This is a genomic window from Streptomyces sp. NPDC001970 (assembly GCF_053594115.1).
The window spans coordinates 105,179-120,493 of sequence record NZ_JBSFDW010000023.1; the positions used below are offsets into that span (position 1 = coordinate 105,179).

Below are 15,315 nucleotides of genomic sequence, written 5' to 3' on the forward strand. Positions count from 1 at the left end.
GCACGAGAGTGGGCGCCTCAGCGCCCACGTGCACTTCTCCTTGTGAGCTTCACCGGCGATTGAGCGCTGACACGAGTCCCCCGTCGGAAGGCGTGGGCTCTGCTGCCCCATGAGAGGCCGGGTTGACCCCTCGACATCCCAGCCGCGAAATGCGGGAGGTCACTCCAGGTCGGAAAGGAGATCGTCGAGCACCGTCTCTTCTTCGACGCGAACGCCAAGCTCACGCAGAGCGACATTCAGGCCCGGGTCCCACGGGGTCTCGACAGGCGTGCCCACCAGGGTGGAGGAGCCGGCCACTGCACCGGCTGCCTCCCGGTAGTGTGCGGCGCCATAGCGCCAAGGCTTCCAGGGGACACTTCGCCCGAGTGCATTCGCGATACGCGCTCCACCCCAATCGAAGTCCCCATGGTAGAGAAGCCCTGCCCCACGATCGGCCAGGCCGCGCAAGAGGGTGAGTGCCGCAGCCGAGGGCTGTCCCTGGAGGCACACCATGGGCGGGCAGGCCGGCCCGAACGCGTCGGCGGCGGCGGACAGCACCGCCGGATTCTCACACACCCGGACGACACCGGTCGCCCGGGCATCGCCGACCGGCATACGGCGGGCGAGCTGACGCAACGTGAGAACGGCGGGCTCGCCGGCGTCGGCCATCCAGTCGAGGGACGGGTTTCCCCGCAGGTTGAGGGTGAGGACCGTGGAGGACACGTCGTCCTTGAGCAGGCCCCCCGATGCCCAGGCCTCTCGCCGCCATTCGGCCCCGGAGCCGTCGGGGAAGCCGGTGAGGGCGCGGATCCCGGACAACACAAGCGTGGCGAGCGGAGTCCCGTCGTCCAGAGCGTGGGCATTCGCAAGGGTCCCTGCCGCGAAGGACGCCCGGGAGGTCGGAGGCACGGCGGGCAGCGAACGCAGCGCCCGGACAGCGGCGTCCACCAGCGACCTGGCGCCTTGCGAGGTGCGGGCAAGTCGTCGTACGTGACCGTCCTGGCGTATCCGGTGTGCCCAGTCGGTCAGTTCGGGACCGAGCGTGTCGAGGGGGGCGTACGCCTCCTCCCATGCGCGCGCCTCGTTGCTCCGCGCCTCGGCGAGGACAGTCACCGGGCCGGTGAGTGCCACGACCGCCGCTTCCAGTCCGTCCGGGCTCACGCCGGAGCGCCGCAGGACCGCGTCCACCGCCTCCAGGCGTACGGTCAACGAACGGCCACCCCGCGGGGCGATCCCCAACAGGCGTTCGACGGCGAGACGTTGTGATGCGTCTGGAGAGGACAGGGTGACGGGCCCGGTGAGGGGCCTGCCACGCGCCATGCGCTGCCGGGACCGGTCCACCAGCCAAGCGAGGCCGGGACCGCCGAGCAGCCGGCTGAGGCGGTCGGCGTCGATGCGCCCACCGGAGTGCGGTTCCTGGGAGGGTACGGGGCCCGCTGGGTCTGCCGGCCCCACCGGTTGTCGACGGCCACGAAGTCGCGAGGGCGGCTGCGCAGGTTGTCGGCTCATGTCCACGAGGAATCCTGCTCCCTGGTGTCGTCGGCAGCGGCTGCCCGCCCCGGCACGGTTACCGCTCGACCGGCGTCGCCCGCCCCCTCGTACGATCCTGCGGCTTGTGCCGGGACCGTCGGTACGCGCTCGTGGCCTTCGGGATCCGGGCCGCGGAGCCGTTCGCTGCCGTCCCACTCCCACCTGGTCACCAGGACGGCCGCGATGTCGTCGACGCGGGAGAGCTGAGCGATGGCGATTCCGGGGACCTGCGGGTAGCAGGCCCATTCGCGTTCGCTGGTCATGACCACGTCCAGGTCGAAGGCCCTCAGCAGGCCAAGGCACTTGGCGCGGGAGTCGTCGTCCACCCCGGCGAACGCCTCGTCCAGGGTCACCAGGCGCGGCGCGTACGCACTCCCCGCGCTCGCGTAGTGGGAGGACGCCGCCGCGAAGAGGGGCACCGACGCCGCGAGCACGCGTTCGCCACCCGAGGCCGGCCCGGTCGCCGGCACCCATTTGCCGTGCTGGTGGCGTTCGACGCCGAACTCGTGCCAGGACCGGTAGTCGAGGGCCGCCGTGAGATCTTCCAGCCAGCTGCCGGAGCTGTCGTCGGCCTGACGGCGTGCGATCTGTTCCTGGAGGAACTCACCTACGGCGGCCCGGTCCTGCGGGGACCAGGCGTCGGCGGACTGGCGCAGCCGCTCGCGGGCCTGCGCCAGTCCGCGAGGTGCCCGGCGCGACGCCCGCCACACCAGGCGCAACGTCATTCCCGTCGATGTCGGGCGCTCTTCCAGCTCGTCGTTCATGGCGCGCACCTGCCGTTCGGCGCTGCCGATAAGCTCCTGAAGGGTCCCGGCCACCTCGGTGATCAGGTGGGTCTCCAGCACCTCGCGCTCGTGTGAGGACAGGATGCGGGTCAGCTCGGCGACCTCGGCGGCGAGCGCTTCCGCGAGTTCCGGAACGGCTCGTTCGCGTCCCTGGTAGACGATGTCGACCCGCATACCGTCCTCGCTCGGGCGGGCCGTGGCGGTGTGGCCGTGCCGGGACAGCGCATCCTGCAGCTTGCCGAACTCCTCGCTCAGGCGCTTCTGTACGCGTTCCCATGCACCGTCCGAGTCGTCCGTGGAGGCGAGTTGGGATTCGATGGCGCGAGCGAGGCCGACGGCCGGGGTCGCCGCCCACACGCCACCGCCGGTGTCCGGTACGACGGCATCCGGAAGGGCGACGGCGAGCAGCCCGGTCGCCGCGAACCGCTGCAGGGCGGCGATGGCCCGCTCCCGCGCGGCGGTGGCGTCGGTGACGTCCTCACCGAGCCGCTCGATACGTCCTTCGGCGTGGCTGGCGCGCCGGTCCGCGTCACCGAACTCCACCTGGTTGCCGCGCTGTTCCTGCTCGCAGGCGCGTATGGCAACCGCGGTCTCCTCAAGGAGTCGCTGCAGTTCGGCGACAGCGGCGCCGACGGTGGAGCGCAGGGTGGTGAGATGCTCGTCCGCGGCGGCGGCGCTGCGGGCCGCCTGCGTCGTGCGTTCGGCGAGCTCGGACACGCGGTGTCCGGCCCGCTCGGCCTCCGCCCGTTCGCCGGTGACGGCGTGCTCGGACTCTGCGCGTTCGCGCAGTGCGGGCCACAGGCCGGCGAGGAGTGCGGTGTGATCGGCGAGTGCCTGGCGCACCGCGGCGAGTCCGGCGCGATCGGCGGGCAGGCTCATATCCGCAGCGGTATCGGTGAGTTCGGCCGACGCGTTCTCCGCTCTCCCCCTCGCCCCGGCCAGCTCGGCCGCCCGCTCACCGTGCCGAGCGCGGGCCCGGTGTGCGGCGTCCGCCGCGGTGGTGACGCGGGCGTGAGCGTGGCGCAGGTCGTCGTCCTCGGGGACCGCGGCGAGTTCGGTGTCCAGTAGTCGGCGGCGCTCGGCCACCGTGGCGCGCGTGTGCGCGAGCCGCTCCTTCTCCTCCTCCAACTCGTGCAGGTCGGCGCGCAGTTGCGTCAGCCGGACGCGGCGGGCCTCCTCACGGGCCCCCTCACCCACGTACTGGGCGCGCTGCTTGGCCCAGCTTCCGGTCAGTGCGCCGACCCGGAAACGGCCGTCCGTCGACACCCACGTGCCGCCGTCCTCGGCGTTTTCGGCATCGGTCACGCAAAGTCCCACCGCGGCGAGGAGTCGCGCCACCGTCTTCTCCCCCACGGCGGCGGCCCCCGGGTCCCCGTGGTCCACGGCCGGGCACAGCACCTCGTCGAGGGCGGCAGTGCCGACCGGGCCCGCTGGGTCGAGCAGCACGTCATGGCCGTCCGCGGCGATCGCGGAGCCGTCCGGCAGCACCCAGGCGTCGAGGAGCCCGGACGCCTCCAACGCCGCCTCGAGGCCGGCACGTTCGGCCTCGGTGACATGGGCACGGAAGTCGACGAGCCGCCACAGCGGAGCACCGGAAGCCCGGTCCCGGACGCCGGGCGTGCGGGTGCGGGGAACGTACGGGCCGCGCTGCCCGCCCGCTTCGAGCGCTGCCAGCTCGGCCTCGGCGAGCCGCTGCTGTTCCGCTCTGCCCGCTTCCCGTTGCGCCAGGTCGGCCGCCTCGTCGGCCAGGCGGGACGCGAACACCCGATGAGCCTCGGCGGCCTCGGCCCGCGCCGGGTTGGGTCCGTCCAGGCTGCCCGCCCATTGCTGAGTGGTGTCGAGCGTTCCCGCGAGGCCGTCGAGACGCAGTTCGACGCACCCGCCGAGGTGCGCTGCAGTGAGGGCCACCAGCGCGCGGCCCTCCTCGGCGACGCGCGTTTCGGCCTCGGCCAGCCGCTCCGCGCTGTGCACGACGTCCTCTTCGGCCTCGTCGGCGCGCAGTCGGGCGGCCCGGTGCTCGTCCGCCGCCCGCTCGGCGTGCGCGGCGAGTTCCTCCAGGTGCTCGACGGCGCGGCGTCCGCGCGCGGTCGCCTCGTCCGCCTCCCGGCGCAGCACGTTCTCGGGGGCGCCCTGTGTCCGCGGGACGTCGAGCCGGGTCGCCGTGGCGGTCACGCGTACGCGGTCATGGATGTCATCCAGGGCGGTCTGCGCGGCGGTGAGGCGGTTGTTCGCGGCATCGAGCCGGCCGAGAGCCCGGGTGTGCGTCTCGGCGGCCTTACGGCGGTCCTCCTCGGCCTGGACCAGGTCCCCGGCCGTTCGGGAGGCATCGGACGCCGCCTGCTCCAGCTCGCGGGCGTTACGCATCTCGGGGCCGGCCCGCAGTGTGGCGTCCTGGGCGGTCAGCCGCGTGGCACGCCGGGCGAGTGCCTCCGCCTTCGCTTCGGCTGCCTCTCGGTCCGCGACCGCCTGGGCGCGGTCGCTCTGCGCCTTGAGAAGTTCGCGCTGGAGGTGCTCGTAGCGGGCGTGTTCGGTGCGCGGCAGCCGGGCCCGACGCCGTGTGGCCAAGCGGGCGTAGCGCCGGTAGTGGTCGAGGAAACCCGACGACGCCTGTTCGGCCTCGCGTGCCGCCCGCAGTTCCTCCTTCTCCTCGTCGAGTGACCGGAACGCCTCCGCCGCGTCGGCGATGACTGCCTGGTCCATGGGCGGCAGCGCCTCGGTCAGCGCCCTGGACAGGGCGGCCTCGTTGGGCCGTTTGGACAGTTGCGGCTGGCGCAGCTGGATCAGCAGGTCGACCAGGGCCGCGTAGCGTCGCTCACCGAGGCCGAACAGGGCCTCGTCCACGGCCCTGCGATACGTCCTGGCCGTGTCGTACACGATGCCGTGTCCGGCGATCGCCTCCGCGAGGCGGTCCCGGGACAGGGCCGTGCCGGTGGCGTCGAGCAGGTCGAGCCCGTCGCCGACGCGCCGGCCGGTGACGGCGAACCAGTGGCGGGCGATGCCGCGTCCGGCGACCGCTTTCAGCCCGCAGAGCAGCGTACGGAAGTGCGGTTCACCCGTCGCCTCGTCCAGACGCCCGAACTCGATCCAGGTGTAGCCGAGCCGCTCGGGATGCGGATGCTCGCCGCCCAGCAGCAGATTCCACTCCATGCGCTTGCCCGGGTCGCCGTCGGGCTCCACACGGCGGGCGGAGAGGTCGCCGTCCAGCAGGAACGGCAGAGTGAGGGCGAGCACCTTCGACTTTCCGGTGCCGTTGTTGCCGCGCAGGAGCAGTCGGCCGTCGCGGAACCAGAATTCCTCGACGTCGTAGTGGAACAGATCGACGAGCCCGATACGCAGAGGCCGCCAGCGGCCTGGCGCGGGGCTGGGGAGCGCCGTCACTTCGGTCAACGCGGAGTGCACCTTTCCTTTGTCGTTCAGCGCGTCTGCGGGCAGGTCTTCAGTCGTTCAGCGGCTCTGCCGGGCGCGGGCGGCAGGCGCGCCGGATCCGCCGGCTCCTTCACGACGGGCTCACCCATCGCGTAGCGCGTCAGCGCGGGCCGTGGCGTCACGCCCCTGGCCGTACGCGCCACCACGCCGAGTGCCACCAGCTTCGCCAGCGCCCGCTCGACCAGCTCGGGCTCCGCGCCGGGTTCCCTGGCCGACTTGGACCAGAAGCTGCCGTGCCGGTCCGCCAGTTCACGCACCTGCACCGCGAGCTCCGCTGTATCGACGGGCGCGGTGGCCTCCGCCAGGTAGGCGGCGAGCAGCAGGGTGATGTGCCCGTGCGTGCCCTGCTCCGGCATCCGCACGTCCGTGAGGTCGTCCAGAGGGTCGACCATGGCGATGCCCTCGGCGCGGGCTTCGGCGACCAGGCCGGTCAGTTCACTGATCCGCGCGGTGATGAAGCCGCGCTGCCGGGTGAGGTAGGCCAGTTCGTCGTCGGTCAGGTCGTCGTAGTAGAGCACCGGGTCGTCGAGCAGGCAGCGGGTCAGCTTCCAGCGGATCGCGCGGAAGCGCAGCTCGTCGCTGTCGAGCGCGGTCTGTGCGGTCATCTCCACCAGACGCGCCTCGAAGTCCTGGGCTTCGACCATGGAGGGTCCGCGCCGGGTGGCCGGCATCCCGGCCAGCACGCGTCGCCGCACGTCGTAGAGAACGTCTCCCGATCCGCTGACGTACGCCTCCTCGTCGCCCGCCACCCGGCGCAGTACACCGAACCGCAGCAGCAGCCGTACGACGGCGGCGAGGTCGAGGCGCTCGTCGCGGCGCTCCAGGGTGAACGTGATGCCTGCGGCGATGAGTTCCGGATCGGACGCTGCCAGCACGACCTGCTCGGCGAGCCGTCCGAGGGCGACCTGCGACTCGCCGCGCTCCAGTGCGGCCAGCGTCAGGCAGAGCAGCACGTAGCGGCGACGGGTGAAGGGCAGCGCCGCCCGGCTCGCCTCGCACGCCGGATGCGTGGCGTCGGAAAGGGTGCCCGGTGTCTTGCGCAGCCGTACGGCCTCCGCGTCCGTCTGCAGCGTCCAACCGGTGTTGCGCTCGAACCATTCGCGCAGCTCGGCAGCGTGCTGCCGCACCAGCCGGAACTCGTCCGCGTGCGGGCCGCCGGCGGTGATCAGCGGCTCCTTCAGCAGGGCCCGCCCCGCCTTCTGGAGGTCGGCGGCGCGCTGACCGTCCAGGATCTCGGCCAGAGGTGTGGTCACCGGGACTCCTCGTCGGGAAGCTCCGCGAGACGTGCCTCGCGCGGCCGGGCGGTTCCGCGTGCAGCGACGGACGGCGTGAGGTCGATGATGTCGACCACATGGTCGGGACCGCGGAACGTGCCGCCCGGTGTGCGCACCTGGGCCGTCACTCCGTCGTCGAGCGCCGTGAGCCGGATCTCCATCGAGCCGTCCGCGCTGGTCGCCACGGTCGTCGTCATGCCGGGCCGCCAGGTGGCCAGGGCGTCGCCGAGCAGGCGCAGGAACAGGTCGAAGCCGAGTGGATCGAGTTCCCCGAGCCGGGAGAGGCGGACCGGTCCACCGGTGGCGAGACGGGCACGGGCCGCGGCCGTCTGCTCCGCCTGCCGGGCGGCGAGCTCGGCAAGCCGCTGCTTCGCCTCGCCCCGGTCGGCCACGCTGCGGGGTTTGCCGCGCCGCTCGTAGCTGCCGGTGCGCCGCAGCTGCGGGCTGATCCGCAAGGGCCGCGCCTCGGACCAGGGAGTCGACGCCGGCACCGGCGCGGCCGTCCGTTCGGCGAGGGTGTCGGCGTCCACGGAGAGATGCCGGGAGGAGTACAGGCCGAACGCCACCCGCCACAACCGGTGCCGCGCCGCGTCGTCGGGCGCCTGGGCGAACCAGCGCGCGAGGGTACGGAAGTCCGCCGAACGGTCGGAACGCCCGGCCCGGCGCTCGTTCAACTGCCGTACGACCGAGAGCAGTTGGGGGATGGACCCGAGTGCCCGCCCGCGCAGCAGCCGCGCCTGCGACTCGCGCCCCTCCGCGGACACGAACCAGTCGGCGAGCCCGGACCAGCGGGCCGCCCACTTCTCGTACGCGGCGGCCTCCGCGTGTTCGGTGTCGTCCGGGGAGGCGTCGCCCGCCTCACGGGCGGCGGCAAGGCGCAGCAGCGGTCCGATGCGCCCCCGGCCCTCCAGCTCTCCGATCAGCAGGGCGATCCGGCCGCCGAGGGTGATGAGGTCCTGGATGAACCGCTCCAGGTACTGGATCAGCCGGTCCTTGTACGCGAGGAACGCCTCGACCTCGATGTCGTGCAGGTCGATGGTGCGCTGGAGCGACCCCATGAAGGCCCGGGCGTTGTCCGCGAGGTCGGTGAAGCGTGCCGCCAGCGAGGTCAGGGCGAGGTGCGCCTTGGCCGGGTCGGGCTCGTCCTCCGACGCGATCACCAGGAGCGCCCGGAGCTGGGTGACGATGTCGTGCAGCGCGACCGCCTGGAGTTCACCGCGCCGCCCGAGCACCTCGTCGTAGGTCCCCAGAGCCGCCTCGGCAGCCTCGCCGGCCCGCGTGAGCTGGTAGATGAACCGCTTGCGGTAGAAGTCCTCGACCGCCGTCACCCGTGCGGTGTCCGGGTCGGCCCGCAGATTGCCCCAGTCGACCAGGCTGTCCAGCGCCTTCGTCACCGTCTCCACGTCGGCGGGGCGCTGCCCCGGCTCCATCGCGGTGTGCACGTCCTCCGGCCGCAGGTGGACCGCGAATCGTTCCTTGGCGGCCAGGAACGTGCGCATCACCTGCCGGTAGAGGGCGGCGTTGGGGACGGTCAGGTGGGCGAAGGGGGCGTAGTCGGGCTGCTCGGGGCCCTCGGTCCGGGGTGTCATCGTCGATCATTCTCCCCGACGCGCACCCGTGCCCAGGGCGAGATATCAGAATCCGCCTGATTTCCCGCACCTCCGCCTGCACACGTGGGCGCCCTCCAGCGGCGAGGCCCTGCGCCCTGCCTGGACTGTTGCGTCGAGGAGCGGGTAGGACCGGCGTGCGCGTCACTCGCGCCGGCCCGGTCGTCCCGCGTTCGCCCATGCGCGCACCGGCCGCGCATCGGGACCCATCGGGTGCCGGAAGGGGCGCAGTGGGTCGACCTCCGCCCAAGGGGTGAGTGCCGCCGCCGGGTCACCACGCTGAGGCAGCCAGGGGGCGAGCCGTTGCCACACCTCGCCCGCATGGGTGGGGCGGTCGCGGGGGTCCTTGGCGAGGAGTTGGAGTACCAGTGTTTCCAGGTCGCTGGGGATGTCGGGGCGCAGTTCACGCAGTGGAGTGGGCGGCCGGTCGAGAATGAGGCCGGGGAGCATCAGCTCCGAGCGGTGCTCGAAGACCGGTTCGCCGGCGAGCATCTTGTGCAACAGGCAGCCGAGTGCGTACAGATCGGTGCGGTGGTCGATCTGTTTGCCCTTCACCTGTTCCGGTGCCATGCACTCCAGGCTGCCCGGCCGCTCGCCGGTGGTGGTGAGCTTGGCGGTCTCGGGGTCGAGGAAGGCGGCGACGCCGAAGTCGAGGACCTTGACCACTCCGTCGGTGCGGATGATGACATTCCTGCCCTTGAGGTCGCGGTGGACGACGTCGCGGGTGTGCACGGAGCCGAGGACGGAGGCGATCTGCACGCCGACCGACGCGGTCTCCTCGATGGTCAACCGCTCCTGCTCGGCGATCCGGTCGTCGAGGTCGATGCCGGTCACGTACTGCATGACGAGGTACCGGGTGCCCTTCTCCTCGCCGAGGTCGTAGACCATGGCGATACCGGTGTGGTCGAGACGGGCGGCGGCCCTGGCCTCGCGCTGGAACCGCTCGGCGTCCCGGGTGCGCTGGTCCTCGGTCAGGCCGGGGGTCACGTTCATGGTCTTGAGTGCGACGTCACGGCCGAGGTGTTCGTCATGGGCGAGCCAGACGACGCCCATTCCGCCCGAGCCGATCTCCTGCTTGATCCGGTAGCGCTTGGCGATCACAGGTCCGATGTCCATACGCGGTGCGGCTCCGTCTGGTCCGTCTGGTCCGTGGCCCGATGTGCCCGCGTGGCGGGCGCCTCGGAGTGAGTGTGGCATGAGCACGGCTCCGATGCGGGCGATACGACCACACCGAACGGATATTGACTGAGTTCACAGCCCGTGATGTCATGTGCTTCGTACGATCAGTGCGAGTACGGCGCGCTGCGGCTCGCGGATGACTACCGTGACGTCCGGACCGTGTCAGGAGCGAGTGAGGATCACGTGGACGTCTTCGAGGTGCACCGCCGGCTCATCCGGGACTACAAGGAGTACACCTCCGGCTCGGTGGTGATCGACGACCCACGGATCGACGAGAAGGTGTCGAAGTCACTGGCCGACGGCGACCAGTGGCCCGACCCCTACCTCTCGCTCAATCCCAGCTTTGCGCCCGGTGGCTCCGTCGACGACCTCGTCGGCGAGGCAGGGCCGCTGCATCCGGAGTGCGCGAGCATCTTCCGTACGGGCAAGGGCAAGCGAGACGGCGTTGTCCGCCCCATCCGCTTCCACCGGCATCAGCGGGAGGCCATCGAGGCAGCGCGGTCGAAGACCTCGTACGTCCTGACCACCGGCACCGGCTCCGGCAAGAGCCTCGGCTACATCGTGCCGATCGTCGACCGGGTGCTGCGCGAGAAGCAGTCCGGTGCTGCCCCCGGCATCAAAGCGATCATCGTCTACCCCATGAACGCCCTGGCCAACAGCCAGGTGCGCGAGCTGGACAAGTTCCTCACCGCCGGATACGGCAAGGGGAGCGAGCCGGTCACCTACGCCCGCTACACCGGCCAGGAGACCCAGGACGAGAAGGACGCCATCCTCGCCTCGCCACCGGACATCCTGCTCACCAACTACGTGATGCTGGAGCTGATGCTCACCCGCCCCGGCGAGCGGATGAACCTCATCGGCCGGGCCAAGGGGCTGCGCTTCCTGGTCCTCGACGAACTGCACACCTACCGCGGCCGGCAGGGAGCCGACGTGGCCATGCTGGTACGGCGGTTGCGTGAGGCGTGCCAGTCGCCCGGCCTGCAGTGCGTGGGCACCTCCGCGACCATGGCCACCGGCGGTACCCCCGCCTCGCGCCGTCGTGAGGTCGCCCGGGTCGCCTCGACCCTCTTCGATACGGAGATCTCGCCGGAGCGCGTCGTCGGCGAGACGCTTGTGCGGGCGACCGACGGCGCCATACCGACACAGGCCGAACTCGCCGCGTCCGTACGGAAGAACGATCCGCCGACGGAGTACGGACAGCTGGCCGCCGACCCGCTGGCCCGCTGGATCGAGACGACCTTCGGACTGGTCGAGACCGAGGACGAGGACGGCAGCACACTGCTGGTACGCGCCGACCCGGTCACCGTCGAGGACGCCGCCCGGCTCCTGCGCGCCGAAGCGTTCGACATCGAGGACGACGACCCCGAGGAGAAGTGGTACGCCGCCTGCGCGGAGGCCATCCGGACCACACTCCAGGCGGGCTCGCATGCCCGCAACCCCGAGGACGACCGGCCGCTGTTCGCCTTCCGGCTCCACCAGTTCCTGTCCAAGGGCGGATCGGTCTACGTCTCACTGGAGCAGGAACGCGACCGCCACATCACCCGCACCTATCAGCAGCGCGTCCCGAACGCTCCCGAGAAGCTGCTGCTTCCGCTCTCCTTCTGCCGCGAGTGCGGGCAGGAGTACCTGACCGTGGCCCGCGAGCAGCGCGACGACGGCAGCACGCTGTTCCGCACCCGCGAGGACGAGGACGACGAGCAGGGCTATCTCTACGTCTCCTCCGCCAACCCCTGGCCTGAGAAGGTCACCGACGCCATCGAGCAGCGGCGCTTCCCCGACAGCTGGCTCACCTTCGACGACCGCAAGGGCACGCCGGTGCTCACCGCCAGCCGCCGGAAGCGGGCGCCGCAGCCCGTCTGGGTACGCCCGGACGGCACCGGCGGCGACAAGGCGAACGGCGGTCTGTACGCGGCTTACCTGCCGGCCCCGTTTCTCTTCTGCCTGGAGTGCGGCGTCGGCTACGAGCAGGTCAAGGAGCGCGACTTCGCCAAGCTGATGACCCTCGATCAGGAAGGCCGTTCGACGGCCACCTCGGTGGTCAGCGCCTCGATCGTGCGCCATCTCAAGAGCCTCCCCGAGTCAGAACTCGGCGAGGATGCACGGAAGTTGCTCACGTTCGTGGACAACCGGCAGGACGCCAGCCTGCAGTCGGGGCACTTCAACGACTTCGTCATGGTCACCCAGCTGCGCGGCGCGCTCTACCGGGCGATGGCAGCGGCCGGTGACAAGGGACTGCGCTGGAAGCGGCTCGGCGAAGAGGTGGTGGCGGCCATGGGGCTGTCCCGCCACGAGTACGCGGCCAATCCGACCGAGGTGCAGTCGCTGGCGGAGGCCACCGTCGAGGCGCTGGCCGCCATCGCCGAGTACCGCCTCTTCCTGGACCTGGAGCGCGGCTGGCGCGTCACCATGCCGAACCTCGAGCAGACCGGTCTGCTGGGCCTCGAGTACGCCGGCCTCGACGAGATCGCCGGGGAGGAGGAGCGGTGGAAGGACGCGGCGGGCCCGCTGCGCACCGCCACGCCCGCCGTCCGCACCCAGCTGTCCAGGATCCTCATGGACGAACTGCGCCGCCAGCGGGCCGTGGACACCCCCTACTTCACCGAGGCCAAGTTCGCCGAGCTGCGCAAGGAGTCCGCCAAGCTCAACGACGCCTGGGCGATCGCCGAGACCGAGTCCGCGCCGCCTCCGCCCGGCATCGCCGTCCCCCGGGCCGGACGTCCGGGACGCACCGGTCGCGGCCGCAGCGAGCTGAACCTCACCGGCCGCGGCGCCTTCGGCCGCCATGTCCGCAAGCCCGCCACCTTCCCCGAGTGGGGCCATGGTCTCTCCCTCGACGAGGCCCAGGACGTGATCCGCGACCTGCTCACCGTCCTCGGGGCCGGAGGCGTACTGACCGAGGTCTCCCAGGGACGCGGTGAGGAGCCCGGCTACCAGATCAACCACACGGTGATCCGCTGGCACGCCCGTGACGACGAGCACGGTGCCGTGGACCGGCTGCGCCGCACCTACCGCGACGAGCGGGGCCCCCGGGTCAACGGCTTCTTCAAGGGGCTCTACCAGCACATCGCCGCCACCTTCGCCGGGCTGCACGCAGCCGAGCACACGGCCCAGGTCCACCCGGAAGTGCGTGAGGAGCGCGAGGACCTGTTCGGCGAGGGCACCCGGCTGCCGCTGCTGTACTGCTCGCCGACGATGGAGCTCGGCGTCGACATCAAGAACCTCAACGCGGTCAACCTGCGCAACGTGCCGCCCACCCCCGCCAACTATGCGCAGCGCTCGGGCCGCGCCGGACGTAGTGGTCAGCCCGCCCTCGTCACCACGTACTGCGCGACCGGCAACAGCCACGACCAGTACTACTTCACCCGGCGCCGGCAGATGGTCGCGGGCGCCGTCGCGCCACCGCGCCTGGACCTCGGCAACGAAGACCTCCTCGCCTCCCACGTCCATGCGATCTGGCTCGCCGAGACCGGCCTCGAACTCGGCCGCTCCATGACCAAGCTGCTCGACTCAGACGGCAAGAACCCCGCGCTCACCGTGCTGCCGTCGGTGGCCCAGCAGATCGACAACCGGGACGCCCAGCGGCGTGCGCTCCTCCGGGCCCGCACCGTCCTGGACGGCTGCCTCGACCTTCTCCGCTCCACTTCCTGGTGGCACGAGCAGTGGCTGGAGCAGACCGTCGAGGCCGCGCCGGGCAGCTTCCGCAAGGCCTGCGGGCGTTGGACGACCCTCTTCCAGCGGGCCCTGGAGGAGCGGGAGATCCAGCACGACAACATCCTCAACCGCACCGCCACCGGCCGCTCCAAGGACCAGGCCAAACGCCGCCGCGCCCAGGCCGAGAGCCAGCTCGCCCTGCTCCGCAACGATCAGGGCGGCGAGCGCACCGTGATGTCCGACTTCTACCCGTACCGCTACTTCGCCTCCGAGGGCTTCCTCCCCGGCTACTCCTTCCCGCGGCTGCCGCTCGCCGCCTACATTCCGGGCACCGGCCGGACCAGTCGCGGCGGCTATGACGGCGACTATCTGCAGCGCTCCCGGTTCATCGCGATCCGCGAGTTCGGCCCCGGTGCGCTGATTTACCACGAGGGCAGCCGCTACAAGGTGGACCGCGTGCAGCTGCCGCCGGACACCGCCGGGGAGCTGACCACCGAAAGCGCCAAGGTCTGCGGACGCTGTGGCTACCTGTCCCCGGAGGATCTCCGGGAGGACACCTGCAAGGGCTGCGAGAGCACCCTCGGAGACGCGCGGACCGGCCTGCTGCACCTGCACACCGTCTTCACGCACCGCCGTGACCGGATCTCCTCCGACGAGGAGGAACGTCAGCGCACCGGCTACCGGGTGGAGATCTCCTACCGTTTCAAGAAGCAGGAGGACGGCCGTGATGGTTCCCTTCGGGCCATGGCACACGCCGCCTCGGGCGGCATCCTCGCGGAGCTCGCGTATGGCGACAGCGCCACCGTGCGGCTCACCAACCTGGGCTACCGCCGGTCCCTCGCCAAGGGCGAGATCGGCTTCTGGATGGACCCGGTGACCGGGCAGTGGCTCGCGGGCTCCACCTCCAAGCCGGGCGGTTCGGGGCCCGGCCGGGAGACGCCCGAGGAGCAGGAGGGTCTTGCGGACGCCGAGAAGGTGCACCGCAAGGTCCCGGTGATCCCGTACGTGCAGGACACCCGGAACATTCTCGTCGTCAAGCTGGCCGAGCCGGTCGACCGGGACACCGCCGTCACGCTCCAGTACGCCCTGGAGCGGGGCATCGAGGCGGAGTTCCAGCTGGAGGACTCCGAGCTGGACACCGAGGAGCTGCCACCCTTCGAGGGGCCGCGCGAACGGCTGCTCTTCATCGAGAGTGCCGAGGGCGGCGCGGGGGTGCTGCGCCGCCTCCAGTCCGAACCGGACGCCCTGGCCCGGGCTGCCCGCAAGGCTCTGGAGATCGCCCACTTCGACCAGTTGGGCCGAGACCGGGGTGCCGAGAAGAGGAACGGCGACCCCTGCGAGAAGGGCTGCTACGACTGCCTGCTCTCGTTCGGCAACCAGCGCCACCACCGCGCCATCGACCGCCACCTGGTGAGCGAACTACTGCAGGCCTTCGCGGGCGGCTCGGTGGGGAACAGCACCCCGGGCCGGACCCGGGACGAGCAGGCCGTCTCGCTCAAGGAGGGCGCAGACTCCCGCCTGGAGAAGCGCTTCGTCGACTACCTCACGTCGCACGGCCACCGGCTCCCGGACCACCAGCAGATCAAGGTGAGCGCGGCCCTGTCCAAGCCGGACTTCGTGTACGACACGGGGTACGGACCGGTCGCGGTCTTCGTCGATGGCCCGCACCACGACCACTCCGACATCGCGCTCCGCGACGAGGAGGCAGTTGAGCGGCTGAAGGAGATCGGCTGGGACGTAATCCGTGTCCGCTACGACGACGACTGGTCGCAGAAGGTCGCCGAGTACCCTCAGGTGTTCGGCGAACCACGCCGCTGACCTGCGGTTGAACGCCCGTCCTCCGTCGCGGCCGCGGTGTACCCGCCGGCCCGCGCCGTATGCGGC

Annotated in this window: 6 protein-coding genes; 1 reads left to right on the plus strand and 5 read right to left on the minus strand. The window is 71.4% G+C overall.

All coding sequences use genetic code 11. The features are described from left to right. Nucleotides 1-159 precede the first annotated feature (159 nt). From ACWCP0_RS25920 to ACWCP0_RS25940, 5 genes are all read right to left on the minus strand, one after another. Complete coding sequence (locus tag ACWCP0_RS25920; protein WP_451081202.1) at nucleotides 160-1,434, minus strand: TIGR02679 family protein; 1,275 nt, start codon at nucleotides 1,432-1,434, stop codon at nucleotides 160-162. 50 nt (nucleotides 1,435-1,484) lie between these two features. Beyond that, nucleotides 1,485-5,672 (minus strand): TIGR02680 family protein, encoded by a 4,188-nt coding sequence (locus ACWCP0_RS25925; protein ID WP_451081203.1) that lies wholly within the window; start codon nucleotides 5,670-5,672, stop codon nucleotides 1,485-1,487. Between the two features lie 35 nt (nucleotides 5,673-5,707). After that, the gene (locus ACWCP0_RS25930; protein WP_451081182.1) at nucleotides 5,708-6,973 is read right to left on the minus strand and encodes a TIGR02678 family protein; all 1,266 of its coding nucleotides are present in this window, start codon (nucleotides 6,971-6,973) and stop codon (nucleotides 5,708-5,710) included. Then, entirely contained in the window at nucleotides 6,970-8,583 is a 1,614-nt protein-coding gene (locus ACWCP0_RS25935; RefSeq protein WP_451081183.1) for a TIGR02677 family protein, read from the minus strand. The genes ACWCP0_RS25930 and ACWCP0_RS25935 overlap by 4 nt, the downstream gene beginning before the upstream one ends. A gap of 162 nt (nucleotides 8,584-8,745) precedes the next feature. Continuing rightward, a complete protein-coding gene (locus tag ACWCP0_RS25940; RefSeq protein ID WP_451081184.1) occupies nucleotides 8,746-9,717 on the minus strand; it encodes a serine/threonine-protein kinase in 972 nt (323 codons plus the stop codon). A 246-nt stretch (nucleotides 9,718-9,963) separates the two neighbouring features. Here ACWCP0_RS25940 and ACWCP0_RS25945 point away from each other — a divergent pair, with 246 nt between their 5' ends. Beyond that, nucleotides 9,964-15,249: a DEAD/DEAH box helicase gene (locus tag ACWCP0_RS25945; RefSeq protein ID WP_451081185.1), complete on the plus strand. Its 5,286-nt coding sequence runs from the start codon at nucleotides 9,964-9,966 to the stop codon at nucleotides 15,247-15,249. Nucleotides 15,250-15,315: the final 66 nt, after the last annotated feature.